At 66.4% G+C, this 20,614-nt stretch carries 16 protein-coding genes; 11 read left to right on the top strand and 5 right to left on the bottom strand.

Features of this window, described 5'->3' with window-relative positions; translation table 11 throughout:
- The first annotated feature begins 142 nt into the window (after positions 1 to 142).
- Positions 143 to 1,552 (top strand): acetate metabolism transcriptional regulator RamB, encoded by a 1,410-nt coding sequence (gene ramB / locus VVS03_RS06580; protein WP_368534416.1) that lies wholly within the window; start codon positions 143 to 145, stop codon positions 1,550 to 1,552.
- A 14-nt stretch (positions 1,553 to 1,566) separates the two neighbouring features.
- Here ramB and VVS03_RS06585 read toward each other — a convergent pair whose 3' ends face one another.
- Complete coding sequence (locus VVS03_RS06585) at positions 1,567 to 2,442, bottom strand: MetQ/NlpA family ABC transporter substrate-binding protein (RefSeq protein WP_368521557.1); 876 nt, start codon at positions 2,440 to 2,442, stop codon at positions 1,567 to 1,569.
- Between the two features lie 182 nt (positions 2,443 to 2,624).
- The gene (lpdA, locus tag VVS03_RS06590; protein ID WP_368520445.1) at positions 2,625 to 4,037 is read right to left on the bottom strand and encodes a dihydrolipoyl dehydrogenase; all 1,413 of its coding nucleotides are present in this window, start codon (positions 4,035 to 4,037) and stop codon (positions 2,625 to 2,627) included.
- Positions 4,038 to 4,615: 578 nt separating this feature from the next.
- Here lpdA and VVS03_RS06595 point away from each other — a divergent pair.
- The 9 genes from VVS03_RS06595 to VVS03_RS06635 all read left to right on the top strand — a co-directional run bounded on the left by VVS03_RS06595 (position 4,616) and on the right by VVS03_RS06635 (position 15,961).
- A complete protein-coding gene (locus VVS03_RS06595) occupies positions 4,616 to 5,980 on the top strand; it encodes an alpha/beta hydrolase (protein WP_368534415.1) in 1,365 nt (454 codons plus the stop codon).
- 35 nt (positions 5,981 to 6,015) lie between these two features.
- Positions 6,016 to 7,095: an alpha/beta hydrolase gene (locus tag VVS03_RS06600; RefSeq protein WP_368534414.1), complete on the top strand. Its 1,080-nt coding sequence runs from the start codon at positions 6,016 to 6,018 to the stop codon at positions 7,093 to 7,095.
- An 86-nt stretch (positions 7,096 to 7,181) separates the two neighbouring features.
- Complete coding sequence (locus VVS03_RS06605; protein WP_368521555.1) at positions 7,182 to 8,576, top strand: M1 family metallopeptidase; 1,395 nt, start codon at positions 7,182 to 7,184, stop codon at positions 8,574 to 8,576.
- 237 nt (positions 8,577 to 8,813) lie between these two features.
- Positions 8,814 to 10,364 carry a DUF222 domain-containing protein gene (locus tag VVS03_RS06610; protein ID WP_368534639.1) on the top strand — a complete coding sequence of 517 codons (1,551 nt, stop codon included), beginning with the start codon at positions 8,814 to 8,816 and terminating at the stop codon, positions 10,362 to 10,364.
- 320 nt (positions 10,365 to 10,684) lie between these two features.
- Positions 10,685 to 11,683, top strand: coding sequence for a dTDP-glucose 4,6-dehydratase (gene rfbB / locus VVS03_RS06615; protein ID WP_368520594.1), 999 nt, complete (start codon positions 10,685 to 10,687; stop codon positions 11,681 to 11,683).
- A gap of 92 nt (positions 11,684 to 11,775) precedes the next feature.
- Positions 11,776 to 13,146: a dTDP-4-dehydrorhamnose reductase gene (rfbD, locus tag VVS03_RS06620; protein ID WP_368520450.1), complete on the top strand. Its 1,371-nt coding sequence runs from the start codon at positions 11,776 to 11,778 to the stop codon at positions 13,144 to 13,146.
- A gap of 11 nt (positions 13,147 to 13,157) precedes the next feature.
- The gene (rfbA, locus tag VVS03_RS06625; protein ID WP_368534640.1) at positions 13,158 to 14,021 is read left to right on the top strand and encodes a glucose-1-phosphate thymidylyltransferase RfbA; all 864 of its coding nucleotides are present in this window, start codon (positions 13,158 to 13,160) and stop codon (positions 14,019 to 14,021) included.
- Between the two features lie 112 nt (positions 14,022 to 14,133).
- The gene (locus tag VVS03_RS06630; protein WP_368534450.1) at positions 14,134 to 14,991 is read left to right on the top strand and encodes a DsbA family protein; all 858 of its coding nucleotides are present in this window, start codon (positions 14,134 to 14,136) and stop codon (positions 14,989 to 14,991) included.
- Between the two features lie 214 nt (positions 14,992 to 15,205).
- Positions 15,206 to 15,961: a cytochrome c biogenesis CcdA family protein gene (locus VVS03_RS06635; protein WP_368534645.1), complete on the top strand. Its 756-nt coding sequence runs from the start codon at positions 15,206 to 15,208 to the stop codon at positions 15,959 to 15,961.
- Positions 15,962 to 15,998: 37 nt separating this feature from the next.
- Here VVS03_RS06635 and VVS03_RS06640 read toward each other — a convergent pair whose 3' ends face one another.
- The 3 genes from VVS03_RS06640 to VVS03_RS06650 all read right to left on the bottom strand — a co-directional run bounded on the left by VVS03_RS06640 (position 15,999) and on the right by VVS03_RS06650 (position 18,771).
- Positions 15,999 to 16,619 carry an MBL fold metallo-hydrolase gene (locus VVS03_RS06640; protein ID WP_368521552.1) on the bottom strand — a complete coding sequence of 207 codons (621 nt, stop codon included), beginning with the start codon at positions 16,617 to 16,619 and terminating at the stop codon, positions 15,999 to 16,001.
- 83 nt (positions 16,620 to 16,702) lie between these two features.
- On the bottom strand, positions 16,703 to 17,809 hold the full coding sequence (locus VVS03_RS06645) for an S-(hydroxymethyl)mycothiol dehydrogenase (protein ID WP_368534411.1): 1,107 nt from the start codon (positions 17,807 to 17,809) through the stop codon (positions 16,703 to 16,705).
- A 125-nt stretch (positions 17,810 to 17,934) separates the two neighbouring features.
- Positions 17,935 to 18,771, bottom strand: a complete 837-nt coding sequence (locus VVS03_RS06650; protein WP_368520456.1) for a GDSL-type esterase/lipase family protein — start codon at positions 18,769 to 18,771, stop codon at positions 17,935 to 17,937.
- A 171-nt stretch (positions 18,772 to 18,942) separates the two neighbouring features.
- Here VVS03_RS06650 and VVS03_RS06655 point away from each other — a divergent pair, with 171 nt between their 5' ends.
- Positions 18,943 to 20,598 (top strand): AMP-binding protein, encoded by a 1,656-nt coding sequence (locus VVS03_RS06655; protein WP_368534410.1) that lies wholly within the window; start codon positions 18,943 to 18,945, stop codon positions 20,596 to 20,598.
- Positions 20,599 to 20,614 lie beyond the last annotated feature (16 nt).

Here is a 20,614-nt window from a genome sequence, read left to right on the forward strand (position 1 = left end):
GCCCCCGGATCGGGCGTTTTTCAAAACCGGACGTTCGTACCTTTTATCCCCTAAGCACTACTTTCACACCACCGCTAAGAACCTTCACACAAAATTTGCTAAAACACTGTTATAGGGGCATTAGGGAGGTAATCTAACCGTCATGACGAAGACTTACGTGGGCTCCCGGCTGCGGCAGCTGCGACGCGAAAGAGACCTCAGCCAGGCCTCCCTGGCGTCCACCCTGGGCCTGTCTGCTAGCTACGTGAACCAGATCGAGCACGACGTGCGCCCCCTGACGGTGCCCGTCCTGCTGCGCATCACCGAGGTCTTCGGCGTGGACGCCACGTTCTTCTCCCGCGACGACGACTCCCGGCTGCTCGCCGAAATCCAGGACGTCATCCAGGACAAGGAGCTCTGCCCCTCCCCCGTGGAGCTGCAGGAGCTGTCCGAGCTGGTCTACAACCACCCCACCGTCGCCCGCACGCTCGTGGACATGCACCGGCGCTACCGCAACGTCCGTGACAAGCTCTCCCTGGCCACGGACTCGCGCCGCGTCACGGACTCGGCGCAGGCGCTATCGATGCCCCACGACGAGGTCCGTGACTTCTTCTACGCCCGCCAGAACTACCTCGACGGCCTCGACCACCACGCCGAGGACCTGGCCGGCGAGTTGGGCGTCGAGCCCTTCCACATCCGCGACACCGAGCAGGCCCTGGCCGACCGGCTGCGCACCAAGCACAACCTGGAGATCAAGACCGTCGGCCAGCTCGACGGCACCCTCCACCGGCTCGACCGGGAGGCCGGCACCCTGCTGCTGGCCAGCCGGCTGACCGAGGGCCAGCGCGCCTTCCGCATGGCCACGGAGCTGGGATTCCTGGAGGCCGGCGATCTCATCAACGACGCCGCCGACGAGGAGCCGTTTACCTCCCAGGCCTCGCGCCGGTTGGCGCTGCGCGGCATCGCTAGCTATTTCGCGGCCGCGACCGTGCTGCCCTACGGCTTAATCCACGCGGAGGCCGAAAAGTCCGGCTACGATGTGGAGTTTTTGTGCCAGTCCTTCGGCGTGGGCTACGAGACGGTCGCCTCCCGGCTGTCCACCCTGCAGCGCGACAACCAGCGCGGCATTCCTTTTACCTTCGTGCGCGTGGACCGCGCGGGCAACATGTCCAAGCGGCAGTCCGCCACCGGCGTGCACTTTTCCAATTCCGGCGGCACCTGCCCGCTGTGGAATATCTACGAGACCTTCTCCCGGCCCGGCACCATCTCCCGGCAGCTGGCGCAGATGCCGGACGGCCGCAACTACCTGTGGGTGGCCCGGACCGTCCAGTACCTGCAGGGCCGCTACGGCGACACCAACAAGATGTTCGCCATCGGGCTCGGCTGCGAGGCCCGGCACGCCGACCGCACCGTCTACGCCGCCGGCCTCGATTTATCCGACATGTCCAGCGCCACCCCGATCGGCGCCGGCTGCCGCATCTGCCCCCGCAGCAACTGCGCCCAACGGGCGTTCCCGCCCATCCACGAGGCGCTGGACATCGACACGCACCGCTCGGCGGTGGCGCCGTACTAAGCGGGTGGGTGCGGCTATTCCGCCTCGAGCTCGTCCATGACGCGCTGCAGGACCTCGTCCATCTCCTCCGAGGAGCGCTGGACCTGGACGGAGGTACCCTGGGAGTCCTCGTCGACGGCGGCCTGGACCTTCGGGTCGTGCCACAGCTGCGCCAGCTCGCGGTAGACCTCGTTGTCCTTGTCCTCGGCGCGCACAACGAAGGCGTTGATGTACGGCGCGGCCTCGTCGGAAGCCGGATCGTCCTGGGCCACGGCGGTGGTCGGGTCGATGCCGGCGCGCTCCAGGAAGGAGTTGTTGATGACGGCCGGGGTGCCCTCGCCCCACGCGGAGGTGGTCTGGGCGGCATCGACGGTGGTGACCTTGACCTTGGACTTGGCCTCGTCGACGTCGGCCGGCGTCGGCGAGAGGCTACCCTCGACGGTCAGCTCGACCAGGCCCGCGGCGGCCAGCACGTTGAGCGCACGGCCCTGGTTGGACGGGTCGTTCGGGATGGCCACCGTCTCGCCCTCGATGCCATCCAGGGAGTCGTGGTCCTTCCAGAACAGCGCGAGCGGCACGATCTCCGTGGAGACAATCGGCACGAGATCCTCGGCGTTGCCCACGTTGTACTCCGCCAGGAAGCGCAGGGTCTGGAAGTTGTTGATGTCGTTCTGGCTCTGCGCCAGCGCGACGTTCGGGGTGGCATAGTCCTCGAAGTTCTCGACCTCGATGTTGAAGCCGTTCTCCTCGGCCACCTCCTCGAAGGCGGTCCAGGCCTTCTTCGCAGCATCGGTGGTGCCGACGACGATCTTCTGGTCCTTGCCCTCCCCGTCGGAGCTAGAGCAGGCCGCCAGCCCGGTGCTGGCGACGGCCACGGCGGTGGCGGTAGCGATAATGCGGCGAAGCTTCATGCGTTTGTCCTTTGCGTTATTCGGCGCGCCCGGCCTGGGCACGCCCATGAACTAAGCGGTCTAGTGAAGCCTAGCAAAATTCGAACCGCTCGGTCTATAAAACGCAAAAATTCCCTCCCCCAACGGGTGGGGCAGGGAATCCGGATAGGTGCCTAAGAAAGGCTCCTTAGAGCTTGAGCATCTTAGAGGTTGATCATGTGGCCGCCGATGCCCTCGGCAGCTTCCTTCATCGCCTCCGACAGGGTCGGGTGCGTGTGGATGTTGCGGCCGATTTCCTCAGTGGTCAGGTCGAAGCGCTGAGCCAGGGTCAGCTCCGGCAGGAGCTCCGAGACGTTGGCGCCGACCATGTGGCCGCCCAGCAGCTCGCCGAACTCGGCGTCAGCAACCAGCTTGACGAAGCCGGCGGTCTCGTTCAGGCCCGCGGCCTTGCCGTTCGCGGAGAACGGGAAGCTGGCGACCTTGATCTCGCGGTCCGGGAACTTCTCCTTCGCGGCCTCCTCGGTGTAGCCGAAGGAAGCAACCTGCGGGTTGCAGAAGGTCGCGCGCGGCATCATCTGGTAGTCGCCCAGCTCCTGGGTCTCGGCGCCGGCGATGGTCTCGGCGGCCACCACGCCCTGCGCCTCGGCCACGTGGGCCAGCTGCAGCTTGGCGGTGACGTCGCCGATGGCGTAGATGCCGTCGACGTTGGTGCGCATGCGCTCATCGATGGCGATGGCGCCGCGGTCGGTGAGCTCGACACCGGTGTTTTCCAGGCCGTAGCCCTCGGTGCGCGGGGCAAAGCCGATGGAGACCATGCAGCGGTCGACGGTCAGGGTCTCGGTCTTCTCGCCGTCCTTGGACTCGATCTCGACGGTCACGTCGTCGCCGTTGTCCTTGATGGAGGTGGTCTTGTAACCGGTCTTCAGGGTCACGCCCAGCTTCTTGTACTGCTTGGCGATCTCCTTGGAGGCGTCCTTGTCCTCGTTCGGCAGGACGCGGTCCATGAATTCCACGATGGTCACGTCCACGCCGTAGTTGGCCAGGACGTAAGCGAACTCCATGCCGATGGCGCCGGCGCCCACGATGACCATGGACTCGGGAGCGTCTTCCTTGAGGATCTGCTCCTCGAAGGAGACGATGTTGCCCCCGATCTCAACGCCCGGCAGGGACTTAACAACGGAGCCGGTGGCGATGATGCAGTCATCGAAGGTGAGGGTCTTGCCCTTGTCGTCACCCTCGGTGATCTCAATCGTCTTGGCGTCCTTAAAGGAACCCAGGCCGTTGACCTCGGTGATCTTGTTCTTCTTCATCAGGTAGTGCACGCCCTTGACGATGCCCGAAGAAACCTTGCGGGAACGCTTGTGGGCTGCCCCATAATCGAAGGAGACCTCACCGGAGATGCCAAAGTCCTTGGCCTCGTGGTTGAAGGTGTGGGCCACCTCGGCGTTCTTCAGCAGCGCCTTGGAGGGGATGCAGCCGACATTGAGGCAGATACCGCCCCAGTACTGCTTCTCCACCACGGCTACCTTCTTGCCGAGCTGGGCTGCGCGGATGGCGGCGACGTAGCCGCCAGGGCCCGCGCCGAGTACTACAACGTCATAATGTTCATTAGTCACGTCCTACAGGATACGTAACTTTGGCCACGCTGTCTGCCAAAGGGGCAAACAAAGCGCGACAACTGGGGGTCTGGCCAGCCAATCGGCCGGGGATCTTGTCTTTAGAACATCCCCAGGGCCAGAGCGATGGTCGACGAGGTGGAGGAACCAGCGTGGACGAGGCCGCCCAGGAATTCGTTGATCTGGACCAAGATGGTGTCGAAAGCGTTCATTTTTAAAACCCTTCTGTAAACGGTGGAGAGACAGCGCGAACGCGGTTAAGCGGTGCGGTTGTTTTAACGAAAAATTCCCAGCCCGCGTTACGCCGGCGGGGAACTTCCGGGCGGCTAGCCGGCATCGGAAGCCGGAAACCCCCTAGATTATGACACACCTTTCACTTGCACACCACCTGTTTCATGTCCGGCTGCTAAGCTATATTCGCACTGTGAGCGACAGTTGTTTGTTTTAGGCTGGGATTTGCTGAAAAATTTCAGCTAACGGACAGCTGCTAACAACTTTGTTTGCGCCTACGATAACCAGTCAGGAAACTCTCTCTACCCTTTGCGAAAAGGGCCCCTCTCTCAGGAAGCGTTAACCTTATGAAGATTATTCGCCCGCTGGTTGGCACCACCGCCGCCACCGCCCTTGCCCTTGGCCTTTGCGTCTCCCCGGCCCTGGCTGACGAGCCGGCCGCCGAAAGCCCGGCCATCGATAGCCCGGCCGCTGCTCCGGAGGCTGATGACTCGGAGGCTGTTGCCGACCTGGAAGAGCCGGCCGAGGATCCGGCAATTGACGACGCCATCCTGGGCGATGAAAACGCTCCCGAGTCCGCGCAGTCCGACGCCGCTGCCGAGGAAGCAGAGACCGCGGCCGGCGAGTCCGTCATCACGGAAATCGACCTGGCGCAGGAGACCGCCCCGGCATGGTCCACCAACGCCGAGGGCAAGCGCGTCATCAGCCCGTCCAAGATGGCCAGCGGTAAGCAGTGGATGGCCTATGCCCAGGCCAGCTCCTTCAACCGCGAGCACGTCAAGGCCTTCAACGCCACCTCGCCGGCTATGGGCGGGCGCGAAATCCCGCTGGCGGTCATCACCCCGGACGGCAACTTCGACCAGGCCCGCCCGACCCTGTACCTGCTCAACGGCGCCGGCGGCGCGGACCAGGACATGGAGTGGATCAAGCAGACCTACCGCAAGGATGTCGACCCGACCAAGGAAGGCACCCAGGACATGGTGGACTTCTACGTCGACAAGGGCATCAACGTGGTCATCCCGCAGGCCGGCGCCTTCTCCTACTACTTCGACTGGCAGAAGGACCCCAACAGCAAGTACCTGAAGGGCCCGCAGAAGTGGGAGACCTTCCTGACCCAGGAGCTGCCGGGCGCACTGGAGCAGACCATCAACGGTAACGGCAAGCGCGGCATCGCCGGCATGTCCATGTCCGCGACCTCCGCGCTGGTGCTCGCCCAGCAGCACCCGGACCTCTACGACGCGGTCGGTTCCTTCTCCGGCTGCGCCGCCACCTCGACGGTGCTGCCGCACCAGTTCGTCGGCCTGACCGTCAACCGCGGCGGCGCCACCCCGGAGCAGATCTGGGGCGCCCGCGGCTCCGCCGAGAACCGCCGCTACGACGGCCTCGCCAACGCTGAGAAGCTCCGCGGCCACGAGATCTACGTGTCCGCCAACTCCGGCCTGGTGGGCAAGGAAGACACCGTCTCCCACCTGATGAACCAGGGCGCTGACCTGTCGACCGCGCTGGCCGGGTCCTCCACCCTCACCATCGAGGGCGGCGTCATCGAGGCGGCCATGAACGCCTGCACCCACGACCTGAAGGCCAAGATGGACTCCCTGTCCATCCCGGCGGACTGGAACTTCCGCAACACCGGTACCCACTCCTGGCCGGGCTGGATCAAGGACATCAGCGAGTCCTGGCCGACCTTCGAGCGGGCCTTCGGCGAGAATTAAAGAACTAAGAACATAACCAGAAAGAGAGCGCTAGCATGAAGCGACTGAGTACCCTCCTGGCCACCGCAGCCCTGGCTGCCACGGCCACCGCCGTCCCGGCGGCCACCGCTGCCACCCTGACCCCGGCTGACGTCAACGGCGGCGCCCCAGTCTCAGAGGTTAGCAACCTGCAGGTCACCGACGCCGTCGCGAACTCCAAGTGGTACAAGCAGTACAAGGACGACGACCGGGTACTCAAGCTGCAGGCTAGCTCTCCGGCCATGAATGGCCGCCAGATTCCGCTGGCCGTCATCCCGGCGGGCGAGCCCAACCGCCCCACCATCTACCTGCTCAACGGTGCCGGCAGCGCCGAGCAGGACGCGGACTGGCTGTCCAAGGCCCAGACCGTCGACTTCTACGCCGACAAGAAGGTCAACGTGGTCATCCCGCAGGCCGGCGCCTTCTCCTACTACACCGACTGGGAGCAGACCCCGAACGGCAAGTACCTGCAGGGCCCGCAGAAGTGGGAGACCTTCCTGACCAAGGAGCTGCCGGGCTCGATCGAGTCCCGCCTGCAGGCCAACAACAAGCGCGCCATCGCCGGCATGTCCATGTCCGCGACCTCCTCGCTGCTGCTGGCCCAGCACAACCAGGGTTTCTACGACGCCGTCGGCTCCTTCGCCGGCTGCGCCGCCACCGCTTACCCGATGGAATACGAGTTCCTGCGCCTGACCGTCAACCGGGGCGGCGGCCAGCCGGAGCAGATGTGGGGCCGCCAGGGCTCCGCGAACAACCGCTACAACGACGCCCTGATGAACTCGGAGAAGCTGCGCGGCACCAAGCTCTACATCTCCTCCGGTTCCGGCCTAGCCGATGAGACCGCCATGCCGAGCTACCTGCAGTCCAAGGGCGCCAGCCAGGCTGAGGCCGCCGTCGGCTCCGCCATCAACCAGGTCGAGGGCGGCGTCATCGAGGCCGGCGTCAACCACTGCACCCACAACCTCAAGGCCAAGCTGGACTCCCAGAAGATCCCGGCTACCTACAACTTCCGCAACGCCGGCGTCCACAACTGGACCGGCTGGCGCGAGGACCTGGAGAAGTCCTGGGCCACCTTCTGGCAGGCCTTCTACAACTAACGCTGCGTTCTAAGCGCGGGCCTTAACGCCGGTTCTCGGACTGGCTCCTGGGGCTTTCTGCAAGGGCGGTAGACTTAGCATCTATCATGATGCTTTCTTCTACCGCCCTTTCTGCTGTTGCTGGTTCTAGTGCCGGGGTTGCCTCTAACGCCACCCGGGACCCGTACACCAAGGTTGACTACAACCTGGGCTTTCGGGTGCGCCACTACCAGCTGGAGCTGGACTACAAGGTCGAGCCCAACCTGCTGTCTGCGCAGGCCACGCTGACCATCGAGGTGGGCGAGGAAGACCTGAACGCCCTGCAGCTCGACCTAGGCCCCGCGATGGCGGTGCGCCGCGTTAGCTGCCCCGGGGGCCCGCGGGTGGCCCGCTTTAAGACCTCGGGCGGCAAGCTGCGAATTTCGTTCGCGGAGCCGGTGGCATCGGGGGCAGAAATCACGCTGGCCATCCGCTACGGCGGCAACCCGCGGCCCATCGCCAGCCCCTGGGGTGAAATCGGTTGGGAGGAAACCGAATCCGGTTCCCTGGTCGCCAGCCAGCCCAACGGGGCGCCGAGCTGGTTCCCGTGCGACGATCACCCGAGCCAGAAGGCCACCTTCGACCTCGCCATCACGGCCGACGATCCCTTCACCATCGTCGCCAACGGCACGCTGGTCGACAAGGCCACGGCGGGGTCGTCGCGGACGGCGTGGCACTACCGCATCGATAAGCCTATGGCGACCTACCTGGCGACGGTGCAGGTGGGCGAGTTCAGCGAGTTCCGCCTAGGCCCCAACACCGTGGCGTACGCGCCCGCCGACCTGCGTGAACAGGTGACCGAGGAATTCGGCCGCCAGCAGGAGATGCTCGATTTCCTGGCCGAGACCTTCGGGCCGTACCCCTTCCCCGACTACCGCGTGGTCGTGACCGAAGACGAGCTGGAAATCCCGCTGGAGGCGCAGGGCATTTCCATCTTTGGCTCCAACCACGTGCGCGGCGACCACGCCTTCGAGCGGCTCATCTTCCACGAGCTTTCCCACCAGTGGTTCGGCAACGCCGTGGGCCTTAGCCGCTGGCAGGACATCTGGCTCAACGAGGGTTTCGCCTGCTACTGCGAATGGCTCTGGGGCGAGCACACCGGCCAGGCCAGGGCCCACGATGCCGCCCACTCCCACTACTCGGTCCTCTCCCGCAAGCCCCACGACCTCCTGCTGGGCGACCCCGGCACCCGCGACATGTTCGATGACCGCGTCTACAAGCGCGGCGCCCTGTTCGTCCACTCCCTGCGGCGCCTGCTTGGCGATGCCACCTTCTTCCCCCTCGTCCGCTCCTACCTCGCCGATAACCAGCACGGAAACGTGGTTGCGCAGGACTTCTGGGAGGCTCTGACGGGGGCTGTAGAAGACGCAGAAGAGGGCGCTTCCGGTGTTTCTGTTGCGGACGTGGAGGGCCTCTGGAACCAATGGCTGAACGAGCGGGAGTTGCCGCGGTTCCCGGAGTAGTTGGTGCTGGGTTGGCTTGGTTGGCTTGGTTGGCTTGGTTGGCTTGGTTGGCTGGGTTGGCTTGGTTCGCGGCCTAGTTTAGTTTCGGCTTAAACTAAGCCAGCTCTGGCGAACAGGGACTTTAGAAAATTCGAACATATTTTCTTTTTTGCTGTTGACACGGGCTTTTTCGTCGGTATACTAGAACACGTAAGCGAACAAAGGTTCTATACGACGGTTCCTTAGGGGGTGACCGCCATGACTGACCAGCACGACGAAATCCTAGCAACGCTCAAAGAAATCTCTGGCTCCATGGAGCGGTTACGCTCCCTGATGAAGAAACCCGAAGACCTGTCCTTTGGACGCCTTCACCGCGGCTTCGAGGCCTTCGAATACGCCTTCAACAACAAGACCGTCATCGATGCCGCCTTCGCCTTCCTCGCCGAGCGCGACGACGCCGGCCGCCAGGTCGGCTCATCCAAGGCCATCGACTACCTCATGGCACGCCTCGGCCTGGATTTTGCCACCGCCCGGGAGCGTCTCGAGACCGGCCGCGATCTGTTCAGCCCTCTCGAGGAGGCCGCGCCCGCCCCGGAACCGACTCCCCTGCCCGACGACGCCCAGGCTGTCAGCGATGAGGAGCGCGCCCGCCAGCAGGCCGCCGACGCGGAAGCGCAGCGCCGCGCACAGGCGGAAAAGGAAGCTGAGGAGCGTCGCCGCAAGCGCCTCCTGGAGGACGGCCAAACCACCAGCGCCAAGGTGCTGGCGATGATTGAGTCGGAGCTCAAGCACCTCAATCAGCACGCCACCCCGGGCCGCAAGCAGCTGCGCGAGCAGGCCCTGGAAAAGGCAAAAGATACCTCGCTGCACACGCTGCGGGACTGGCTGCGCAAGCAGATTAAGAACTCCAACCTGGCCGCCCGCACCCCGGAAGGCACCAAGGACAAGGACGCAGCCTACAAGAAGCGCCGGCTATCCCTGTCCAACCCGGACGCCGACGGCGGCGTGCACGTCCGCGGCTACCTGGACCCCGCCACCGCCGCGCTCGTCAAGAGCGCCCTGGCGAACGCCCGCAACGCGGATAACGCCGCTTTGAAGGAAAGCGGGCTGGACCAGGAAGACAAGCGCAGCTTCCAAGAACGCAACGTGGACCACCTGCGCTATATCTGCCGGCGGTACCTATCCTCCAAGGACCAGTCCACCGGTGGTGCGGCGGGCCTTCTGGTCACCCTCACCATGGACGACCTCGAGAACATGACCGGCGACAGCCGCTTCCCCACCACCGCGGGAATCTCGGTCAGCCCGCTCGACCTTCTCCGGATGGGGCTGGCTGAGCACGACTTCCTCTGCGTCCTCGACCCCCACGGCTTCCCGCTCGAGCTAGCGCGCAATAAGCGCACGGCGAGCCTCTGGCAAAAGATTGCCCTGGCCGCCTCCGAGCTGGTGTGCACCCACCCGGACTGCAACCGGGCCTGGATTGACTGCGACGTCCACCACGTCATCGCCTGGGCTTTGGGAGGAGATACCGATATTTCCAACCTCACGCTCCGGTGCCGGCGCCATCACGTGGATAACAACGACTTCCGGGATGGTGCCAACAACATGGGCCACGCCGACAGGTCCCCCGATACCGGGCGCACCGGCCACCGGGCCGGGCCGGGACAACCGCTGCGGTTCAACGAATCGCCCGCGGCCCAGCAATCGTGCGGCCATAAGGTCCGCCACCGCGGGGCACCAACCGCAGGGGCTAGCCCCGGCGCCGAGGATCCCCCGCCAAAGTCGCACAGCCAGGCTCCTTTGTTTAGTTAAGATGTTGTCCCTGTTCACCCTCCCCTGCCAAGGGCACGCCCGTGTGTCCTGGCGGGGATTCACGCGTGCCTGGGCTCTTGAGGCTCCTCGGGGCTGTTCGGAGCTGCCCGGGGCTGCTGAGGACTGTTCGGGGCAGCTTGGGTCCACTGGGCTGCTCGGGGTGGGAGATGGTCGCCGGGGATCTTGGCGGGGATCTAACGGTAAGTGCTGGCAGCGGGAGTTGCCAGCGGGGGGTTGGCTGCGGGAGTTGGCTGCAGAACTTTGGAGCGGGAGATGGCGGTGGCAGGCTCCGCGGGATCCGCTGAAGTAGGATGGTGACCATTATGTCTACGTTGCTCGTGACCGGCGGGGCCGGCTTCATCGGTTCCAATTTCGTCCGGCTGACCCTAGCGGAAACCGACTACTCGGTGGTCGTCCTCGACAAGCTGACCTACGCGGGGAACCGCGCCAGCATCGCCGATCTGGAGGGGGACCGCTGCTCCTTCGTCCAGGGCGACATCGCGGACGTAGAACTGGTTAACCAGGTCATGCGGGACGTTGACGCCGTGGTCCACTTCGCAGCCGAGTCCCACAACGACAACTCCCTGCGCGACCCGTCGCCGTTCATCCAGACCAACCTGGTGGGCACGTTTACCCTGCTTGAAGCCGCCCGCGCCCGCGGGACCCGCTTCCACCACGTTTCTACCGACGAGGTCTTCGGCGATCTGGAGATTGGGGCCGACACGCGCTTTACGGAATCGACGGCGTATCAGCCGTCGTCGCCGTACTCGTCATCGAAGGCGGGATCCGATCACCTGGTGCGCGCCTGGGCGCGGTCCTTCGGCCTGCCCGTGACGGTGTCGAACTGCTCGAACAATTACGGCCCGTACCAGCACATCGAGAAGTTCATCCCCCGCCAGATCACGAATATCCTGTCCGGCCTGCGCCCGAAGCTGTACGGCACCGGGGAGCAGGTGCGCGACTGGATCCACGTCGACGACCACAACCGGGCCGTGATCGACATCCTGGAACGCGGCCGGCTGGGCGAGACCTACAACATCGGCGCCGACCAACCCGACACCAGCAACCTGCAGGTCATGGAAATCATCTGCGACCTCATGGGGGCCGACGGCTTCGACCACGTGGCGGACCGGCCCGGGCACGACCAGCGCTACGCCATGGACGCGACCAAGCTGCGCACCGAACTCGGCTGGACCCCGCGGTTCACGGATCTGCGGGCCGGCCTGGAAGACACCATCGCGTGGTACGCCAACAACCGCGACTGGTGGGAGGCCAGCAAGCAGGACGTCGAGGCCGGCTACGCGCGGCAGGGACAGTAGGATCGGCCAAGGTTTAACAACCAGGTCTAACAACCAGACCCACTACCAGACTCAAAACCAGACCTAGCAGCTAAGAACCACGGAAGGACAGAATGGACATTCGCACCACGGGCATCGAGGGGCTCCTCATTGTGGACTTGGACGTCCACGGGGATGACCGAGGCTGGTTCAAGGAGAACTGGCAGCGGGAGAAGATGGTCGCGGCCGGCCTCCCCGACTTCGCGCCGGTCCAAAACAACGTGTCCTTCAACGCGACCGCCGGGGTGACCCGGGGCCTGCACGCCGAGCCCTGGGACAAGCTGGTCTCCGTCGCCTACGGCAAGGTCTTCGGGGCCTGGTGCGATCTGCGGGAAGGATCCGAGACCTACGGGGAGTTGGTCACCACCGCGATCGGCCCCGACACGGCCGTCTTCGTCCCCCGCGGGGTGGCCAACGGCTTCCAGGCCCTGGAGCCGACCGCCTATTCCTACCTGGTCAACGATCACTGGTCCCCGGAGGCCACCTACCCGGCCGTCAACCTCGACCTGGTGGACTGGCCGCTGGATCCGACCGAGATCTCCGACAAGGACGCGGCCCACCCGCAGCTTTCCGAGGCGACCCCGATGCCCCCGCGCAAGGTCCTGGTCACCGGCGCCGACGGGCAGCTGGGGCGCGCCCTCCGGCGGATCCTGCCCCACGCCGAGTTCGCCACCCGCGCCGATCTCGACATCACCGACCCCCGCCTCGCCGAGGCCCGCCGCTGGCGCGAGTATTCCGCGATCATCAACTGCGCCGCCTACAACAACGTCGACGGGGCCGAGCGCGATCGCGCAGGCGCCTGGGCCGTCAACGCGGAGGCGGTGGCGCGGCTGGCCGGCATCGCTAGCGCCCACAACCTGACCTTGGTGCACGTCAGCAGCGACTACATCTTCGACGGCACCGAGAAGCTCCACACCGAGCAAGAACCGGTGAGCCCGCTGAGCGTGTATGGGGCATCGAAGGCGGCTGGCGATGCCGCCGCCCAGGCCACCGCCCGCCACTACGTGGTGCGCACCAGCTGGGTCTTCGGCGACGGCAACAACTTCGTCGAGGCCATGCGCGGCCTCGCCCTGCGCGGGGTGGAGCCCGAGGTCGTCGCCGATCAGCGCGGCCGCCCCACCTTCGCCGAGGACCTGGCCAAGGCCATCGCCCACCTGCTGGACTCCGGGGCCGAGTACGGCGTCTACAACGTCACCAACTCCGGTGACACCGTCGGGCGGGACGAGCTGGCGATGGCCGCCTTCATCGGCATCGGGCACGATCCGGCCGAGGTCCACCCGACCACCACCGATCACTTCGCCCAGCCCGGCGCGGCCCCGCGCCCGGCCGAGTCGACCCTCGATCTGAGCAAGCTGGAGGCCACCGGCTTCCGGCCCCAGAACTGGCGGGCCGCCCTGGCCCTCTACCTGGCGTTGTACCCGGCCGCCGGGGAAGCGGAAAGCTAGACTTTTAAAGCATGAAAGGCATCATCCTGGCCGGCGGTTCCGGCACGCGGCTCTACCCCATCACCCAGGGGATCTCTAAGCAGCTCATGCCGATCTACGACAAGCCGATGGTCTACTACCCGCTGTCCACCCTGATCCAGGCGGGCATCCGGGAGATCCTCATCATCACCACCCCGGAGGATTCCGCCTCCTTCCAGCGCCTGCTCGGCGACGGATCCCAGCTGGGCCTCATGCTCTCCTACGCGGTCCAGCCCCGTCCCGAGGGCCTGGCGCAGGCCTTCATCATCGGCGAGGAGTTCATCGGCGGCGACGACGTCGCCCTCGTTTTGGGCGACAACATCTTCGACGGCCACGGCTTCAGCAGCGCCCTGCCCGAGTGCCGATCCCCGCACGGGGGCGTCATCTTCGCCTACGAGGTCTCCGATCCCCAGCGCTACGGCGTGGTGGAGTTCGCCCCCGACGGGCGGGCCATCAGCATCGAGGAGAAGCCGGAACACCCGAAGTCCAGCCACGCCGTCGTCGGCCTGTACTTCTACGACAACCAGGTCTGCGAGATCGCCCGGTCCATTCAGCCCTCGGCCCGCGGGGAGCTGGAAATCACCGCCGTCAACGAGGAATACCTGCGCCGCGGGGAACTCTCGGTCAAGCGCATGCGCCGCGGCGACGTGTGGCTGGACACCGGCACCGTGGATTCGATGAGCGAGGCCTCCGCCTACGTCGAGGTCATCCAGAAGCGCACCGGCACCGTTCTGGGATCGCCCGAGGTGGCTGCCTACCGCGAGGGCTTCATCGACCGCGAACAGCTGCTGCGCCTGGCCGCCGGCCTCGACAAATCGGGCTACGGCGCCTATCTGCGCGCCGCGGCCGAGGACTAGCCGCGACCCCGCCCGGGCTAGACTGTCCGGTACGCAGGTTTATTCACGCCGCACCTTTAGAGTTCTTTACGGAGGAGGCCCCGTGCCCGATAGCTCAATGTACGACCAACCCCTGGTGGGCCAGAAGCGCCCCTCCGCCCTCCGCGACGTCCCCGCCCTGGTGTGGGTGCTCACCGCCGTCATCGTGGTGTTGGCCATCGTCATCGGCTTCCTGGTCGCCGACCGCAACGACGCCGACGATGCCGCCAGCAACGGCGGCAACAGCAGCAGCAGCGGGGCGGCCAGCCACAGCCAACCGGCAGACGGCCAATCAGACGAGGCATCCCAGGCCGCCCCGGGCACCAACTTCGAAGAGCCCAACGGCGATCCCAAGCTGTACGGCCCCGCCGGCACCATCTCCTCCAACGAGGACATCGACAAGGTCCACCGCCGGGCCGATAACGATCCCTTCGCCCTCGGCACCCTCGATGCCCCCGTCGTGATCTCCGAGTTCTCCGACTTCGAGTGCCCCTTCTGCTCCCGCTTCCATAACCAGACCGCGCCCGCCCTCATCGCGGATTACGTCGACAAGGGCCTGGTACGCATCGAGTGGAATGACTTCCCGGTCAACGGCCCCCTCGCCATCGATGGGGCGAAGGCCGGCCGGGCCGCGGCCGCCCAGGGCAAGTTCACGGAGTTCCAGAAGGCCGCCTTCGCCGCCAGCGCCGACATGGACGGCCACCCCAACTTCGGCATGGACGACTACGTGCGCTTCGCCGAGGAGGCCGGCGTCGAGGACATCGAACGCTTCCGCCAGGAGGCCGGCGACGACACCTACACCCAGGTCGTCGAGGACGCCCGCGATTACGCGGCCAGCCTGGGCATCACCGGCACCCCGTCCTTCGTGGTGGGCAACCAATTCGTCTCCGGCGCCCAGCCCGAGGATGTCTTCCGCCAGGTCATCGAGGAGGAGCTGTCCCGGGGTGCGTAAGGCCCACTGGCTCGTCTGGCTGTTCATCGCCCTGCTGGCCTGCACCGGGTTCTTCTTTGGGCTCGGCCTCGGCAGCGCGCTGGGAGCTTAAAGGGAAGACTTCAAGAGCTTAAAGAGACTTCAGGAGAAAGGAGACGCACCGCATGGTGGAAATCGGCTTGCTGGGTTCCTTCCTGACCGGGGTCTTGTCGCTGCCAGCCCCTGCTCCGCGCTGCTGCTACCGGCCTTTTTCGCCTACGCCTTCCGGTCGGTGACCCAGCTGGTGGCCCGGACCAGGGTGTTTTTCTGCGGGCTGGCGGCCGTGCTGGTGCCGGTGGGCACGGGGCTGGGAGGAATCGGCGGCCTGTTTAACCAGCACCGCGAGGCCGTCATCACCGCCGGCGGGGCCGCCATGGTGGCCCTCGGGATCTTTATCGCCCTCGGCGGCGGCTTCACCCTCCCGGGGCTGGGCCGGCTCAGCCAGCAGGTCCGCGGCGACGGCTACGTGAGCGTCTTCTTGCTGGGCTGCGTCTACGGCTTCGCCGGGTTCTGCGCCGGCCCCCTGCTGGGTGCGGTCCTCACCACGGCCGCCGTCAGCGGTTCCTTGGGCTACGGGGCGCTAACGATGCTCTCTTACGCCCTCGGCATGACCATCCCCCTGTTCGTTCTGGCCGCCGCCTGGGATCGCTTCGATCTGGGTCGCCGGCCCTGGCTGCGCGGGCGTCCCCTGCAGCTGGGGCCCATCCGCACCAATTCGCTGTCGGTGCTGGCCGGGGCCCTGTTCGTGGGCATCGGGGTGCTGTTTATCTTCTCCCACGGCACGAGCCTGCTGCCCAGCCCGGTGGGCACCGAGGAGGCCTTTGCCGTGCAGGAATGGGTGGCACGCCTGGCCAGCTGCGTCCCCGACGCTTGGGTGGCCTGCGGGATCAGCGGGGTGGCGGCCGCAGCGGTGGGCCTCAAGGCCGCCCGCACCCCGGCCCCAGCCGGGTAATGTCCAGCCCGGCCCTCCCAGTAATCGCTAGCGGCGCTTAGTAGCCGCGGCGCACGTACTCGTCGATGCGGTCGGCCTCAGCCCCGACCGTGGTGGCATCGCCGTGCCCGGGCAGCACCCGGGTCTCGGCCGGCAGGAAGAAGACGACGTCGCGCAGGGACTCGACGATGACATCGAAGTCGGAGTACTTGCGCCCCGTAGCCCCCGGGCCACCCGAGAAGAGGGTGTCGCCGGAGAGCAGGGTCTCCTCGCCCGGCAGGTAGAGCACCACGCAGCCCGGGGAGTGACCCGGCGTGTGCAGCACGCGGATCTCCTCGCCCTTGAGCAGGAAGCGCTGCCCGTCGTAAAGGTGGAGGTAGGGCTCGTTGCCGTTCGACTCCTGCCACAGGACGTCGTCGTCCGGGTGCAGGTAGACCGGGGCGTTGAAGCGGCGGGCCGCCCGCGGGGCCAGCTCGCAGTGGTCGTTGTGGGCGTGGGTGAGCAGGATGGCGCGTACCTCGCGGTCGCCCACCTGGTCGGCAATCGCGTCCAGATCGTGGGAGGGGTCAACCACCACGACGGAGTCGCCGACCGACAGCACGTAGACGTTGTTGTCGACGTCCCAGCAGCCGCCGTCGAGGCAGAACTTGCCGGAAGTCACCAGGTTTTCAATCCGCATGTGGTTAGTCTCCTTATCGTGCGGTTACTCAGACAGAGGAATCAGGGATCTAGGGGCGTGGAGGCGCGGCCTCAATCTCCGGCCTAGATCTCGACGACCGAACGCAGGACCTTGCCCTCCTGCATGGTGCCGAAGGCGCGCTCGACGTCGTCCAGGGCGATCCGCTCGGAGACGAACTTGTCCAGCGGGAACTGGCCGGTGCGGTGCAGCGAGACGTAGGCAGGGAAGTCGCGCTCCGGCAGGCAGTCGCCGTACCAGGCCGGACGGATGGATCCGCCGCGGCCGTAAAGGTCGATGGCCGGCACGTCGACGTGGTCGGTCAGGTTGGGCACGCCCACCATGACCAGGCGGCCGGCGTGGTCGCGGGAGTAGAAGGCCTGGCGCCAGGTGGGCTGGATGCCCACGGCATCGATAGCCACGTCGACGCCGAAGCCCTCGGTGAGCTCGCGGACGGCGTCGATGACCTCCTGCTCCTCCATGCCGGCGGAGCAGATGGTGTCGGTGGCGCCGAATTCGCGGGCCACGTCCAGCTTGGACTGATCCAGGTCGACCGCGATGATCTTGGCGGCCCCGGCCAGCTTGGCGCCGGCCACCGCCGCGGTGCCCACGCCGCCGCAGCCGAAGACGGCGACCGACTCGCCCAGCTGGACCTCGCCGGTGTTGACGGCCGCGCCGAGGCCGGCCATGATGCCGCAGCCCAGCAAGCCGGCGGCGGCCGGATCCTCGTCCGGATCCACCTTGGTGCACTGGCCCTCGTGGACCAGGGTCTTCTCGGCAAAGGCGCCGATGCCCAGGGCCGGGGTCAGCTCGGTGCCGTCCTCCAGGGTCATGGCCTGGGAGGCGTTGAAGGTGTCGAAGCAGTACTTCGGCTCACCCTTCTTGCAGGCCCGGCACTCGCCGCACACGGCGCGCCAGTTCAGCACCACGAAGTCGCCCTCGGCGACGTGGGTGACGTCCTCGCCGACCGTCTCGACGATGCCGGCCGCCTCGTGGCCGAGCAGGAAGGGGTAGGCGTCTTCGATGTCGCCGTTGCGGTAGGCCAGGTCCGTGTGGCAGACGCCGCAGGCCTGGATCTTGACGACAACGTCATTCGGGCCCGGGGCCGGGATGACAATGTTGACCTTCTCGACTTCCGCGCCCTTCGAACGGGCGATTACACCAGATACAATCTGTTCATTCTTCTCGCTCATACCCGCGAGCCTACCCATGTTTTCACTACCCGGCAGCTAATGAAAACAACCCCCAATTGCCGGGGCAACCAGGGGTTTAGGCGCCCGCTCCTCCCCGCAGAACGGGCGCGGAAGAACGGGCGAGACTACGACGCCGCCAACACGTTCGCGATGTGCTCGTGGCCGCGGGCATTGACGTGCAGCGGCAGGTTACCGCCGCCCGCGTTGAAGTCCACCAGGCCGGCCCACTTGCGGTTGCCGTCCGGGCCGCACATGCCGGCGTTGCGGGTCGAGGGCTTCAGGTCGACGAACTCGGTGCCGGTCGCGCGGGCCAGGTCGACCTGCATCCACTGGGCCTTGTTCTCAAAGTCGGCGACCTGCGGCAGCGGGGTGCGGTCCCAGGAGGAACCGGCGTGGATCAGGCAGTAGTGGATCCCATCGCCGATGGTCGGGTAGCCCACGATCTGGATGCGGGCGTTGGGGGCGGCCGCGCGGATGCGGTCGATGAGCGGGCGGTTGAAGCGGACGAACTTGTCCCGGATCTGGGCCTGGTTCAGGTTCGCGTTGTTGTAGGTGTCGTTAAAGCCGGTGGCGTAGATGACGCGCGCCGTCGACGGGTTCAGCGCCCCGCGGGCGATGGCGGTGTCGATCTGCGCGGAAATCTGCGGCCCCGGGGACATGGAGGCCGCCCCGGAACAGGAGAAGTCGCGCACCGGCAGACCCAGCTTGGCGCCGGTGCGGGCCGCGTAGTTGTTGCCCTTCGGGCAGTTGACCCCCAGCGGGCGCTGGTCGAAGGCGCCACCGATGCGGTCGCGCAGGTAGGTCCCCATGTCCGGGTCCGCCAGCACCGAGTCCCCGAAGGCGACCAGGTTGCGCTCGGCGGCCTGGGCCTGCGGGGCGGGGGCGGCCAGCAGCGCCGCCAGCAAAGTAAAGACAGAAACAAAGACGGCTAGAACAGGCTTTTTCAGTAGATCGACAGACACGAGCTTCCTTTCTCCGCTACATTCCCCTACAAAAGTACACTATATTCACAGCCACAACGACCGGTACTTATCAATCGCTGCACACACCCCCGGCATTACCGGCGGGTAGCGCCGGGCCACCCCCGCGGCGATATACCGGATGTCAACCCCGTAGCTTTTAGATTGGTATTTATGTCTTTTTCCTCGGCGGCCCACTCACTGTCCTTCCACTCCCGGGCGCTCGCGCGGCTGGCTGCCAGCCTGGTGCGCACCGGCATCGTTAGCCCCGCCGGAGGGGTGCGTGCCGCCGCGGCCACCCCGGCCATCCTGGCCCGCTACCGCTTCACCACGGCCCGCGAGCTCGAGCAGGGCGCCCGCGCCTGCCCCGACCGGCTGGCGCTCATCGACGACGACGGCACCCTGACCTACCGCCAGCTGCGCGATCAGGCCCGCACCTTCGCCCGCCACCTGCTCTCGCTCAACCTGGACGAGATCCGCCTGGGCGTGATGGCCCGAAACGGGCGCGGCATCATCATCCCGCTGGGCGCGAAGGGCCTGGCCGGCGGCAGCATCTTCCTGCTCAACATCGGCTCCTCGGCCGAGCAGCTAGCCGGCGTCATCGCCGAGAACAAGATCAACGTCCTGGTCATGGACGACGAATTCGTCGACCGCCTGCCCGCCGGCGTCAACGAGACCACCCACGTCATCATCGCCCACGAGTCGGGGCAGGCGCACAAGGCGGGGCGCTGGCCGCGCCTGGCCGACATCGTCCGCCACCCGGAGCGCGTCGATCACCTGCGCCTGCCCGTCCTGCCGCGCCACGGCCACATCGTGCTGATGTCCTCGGGCACCACGGGCATCCCGAAGGGCATCATCCGCAACGAGCCCACCCTGCCGGTGGTGGTCGCCTCCATCATGTCGACCATGCCCTGGCGCGCCGATCAGCGCATCCAGCTGACCGCGTCGATCTTCCACACCTGGGGCTGGGCCTGCCTGAACATCGCGCTGGCGGCCCGCAACACCATCGTCACCCGCCGCGTCTTCGATCCGGTCGCCTGCCTGCGCGACATCCAGCGCTACCGCCTCGACGGGCTGCTGTCCTCCCCCGTGTTCTACCTGCGCATGGTCGAGGCCGATCCCGACGGCGCTTACGATGCCTCCTCGCTGCGCTTCATCGCCTCCTCCGGGCACGCCCTGAGCCCGTCCATCGTGCAGCGGACCATCGACCGGTTCGGCCCCATCCTGTGCAACATCTACGGTTCCACCGAGCTGGCCCTGGCCGCCACCGCCACCGCCGAGCAGATCGCCGCCGATCCCACCATCGGCGGGCAGGTGGCCTCCGGCACCCGCCTGCGCATCCTCGACCGCGAGGGCCACGAGGTCCCCCGCGGCGAGGTGGGAGAAATCTACCTGACCAACTCGACCGCCCTGATCGGCTACACCAACCCCACCATCCAGTCCAAGCAGGCCCAGGGGCTTATCTCCATCGGGGATCTGGGGCGCATCGATGCCGACGGCAACCTGCACGTGGTCGGCCGCGCCGACGACATGATCATCGTGGGCGGCGAGAACGTCCACCCCCAGTCCGTCACCGAGGTCCTCGAGACCATGGACGGCATCCGCGAGCTGCATTCCGCCGGCGTCGAGGATCCGGAGACCTTCGCCCGCGTGGCCGTCTGGGTGGTGCCGGAGGACTCCCCCGCCGGCAAGGAACTGACCGCCGACAAGATCCGCGAGTTCGTGCGCGCCAACCTAGCCGATCACTCCGTGCCCCGCGACGTCCACTTCCTGGACCTGCTGCCGCGCAACGCCACCGGCAAGGTCGTGCCCCGCCAGCTGCCGCGCTAGGCCGGGCCGGGCCGGA

Origin of the sequence: Corynebacterium sp. LK2537 (assembly GCF_040946485.1) — a bacterium.
Lineage (GTDB): Bacteria > Actinomycetota > Actinomycetes > Mycobacteriales > Mycobacteriaceae > Corynebacterium.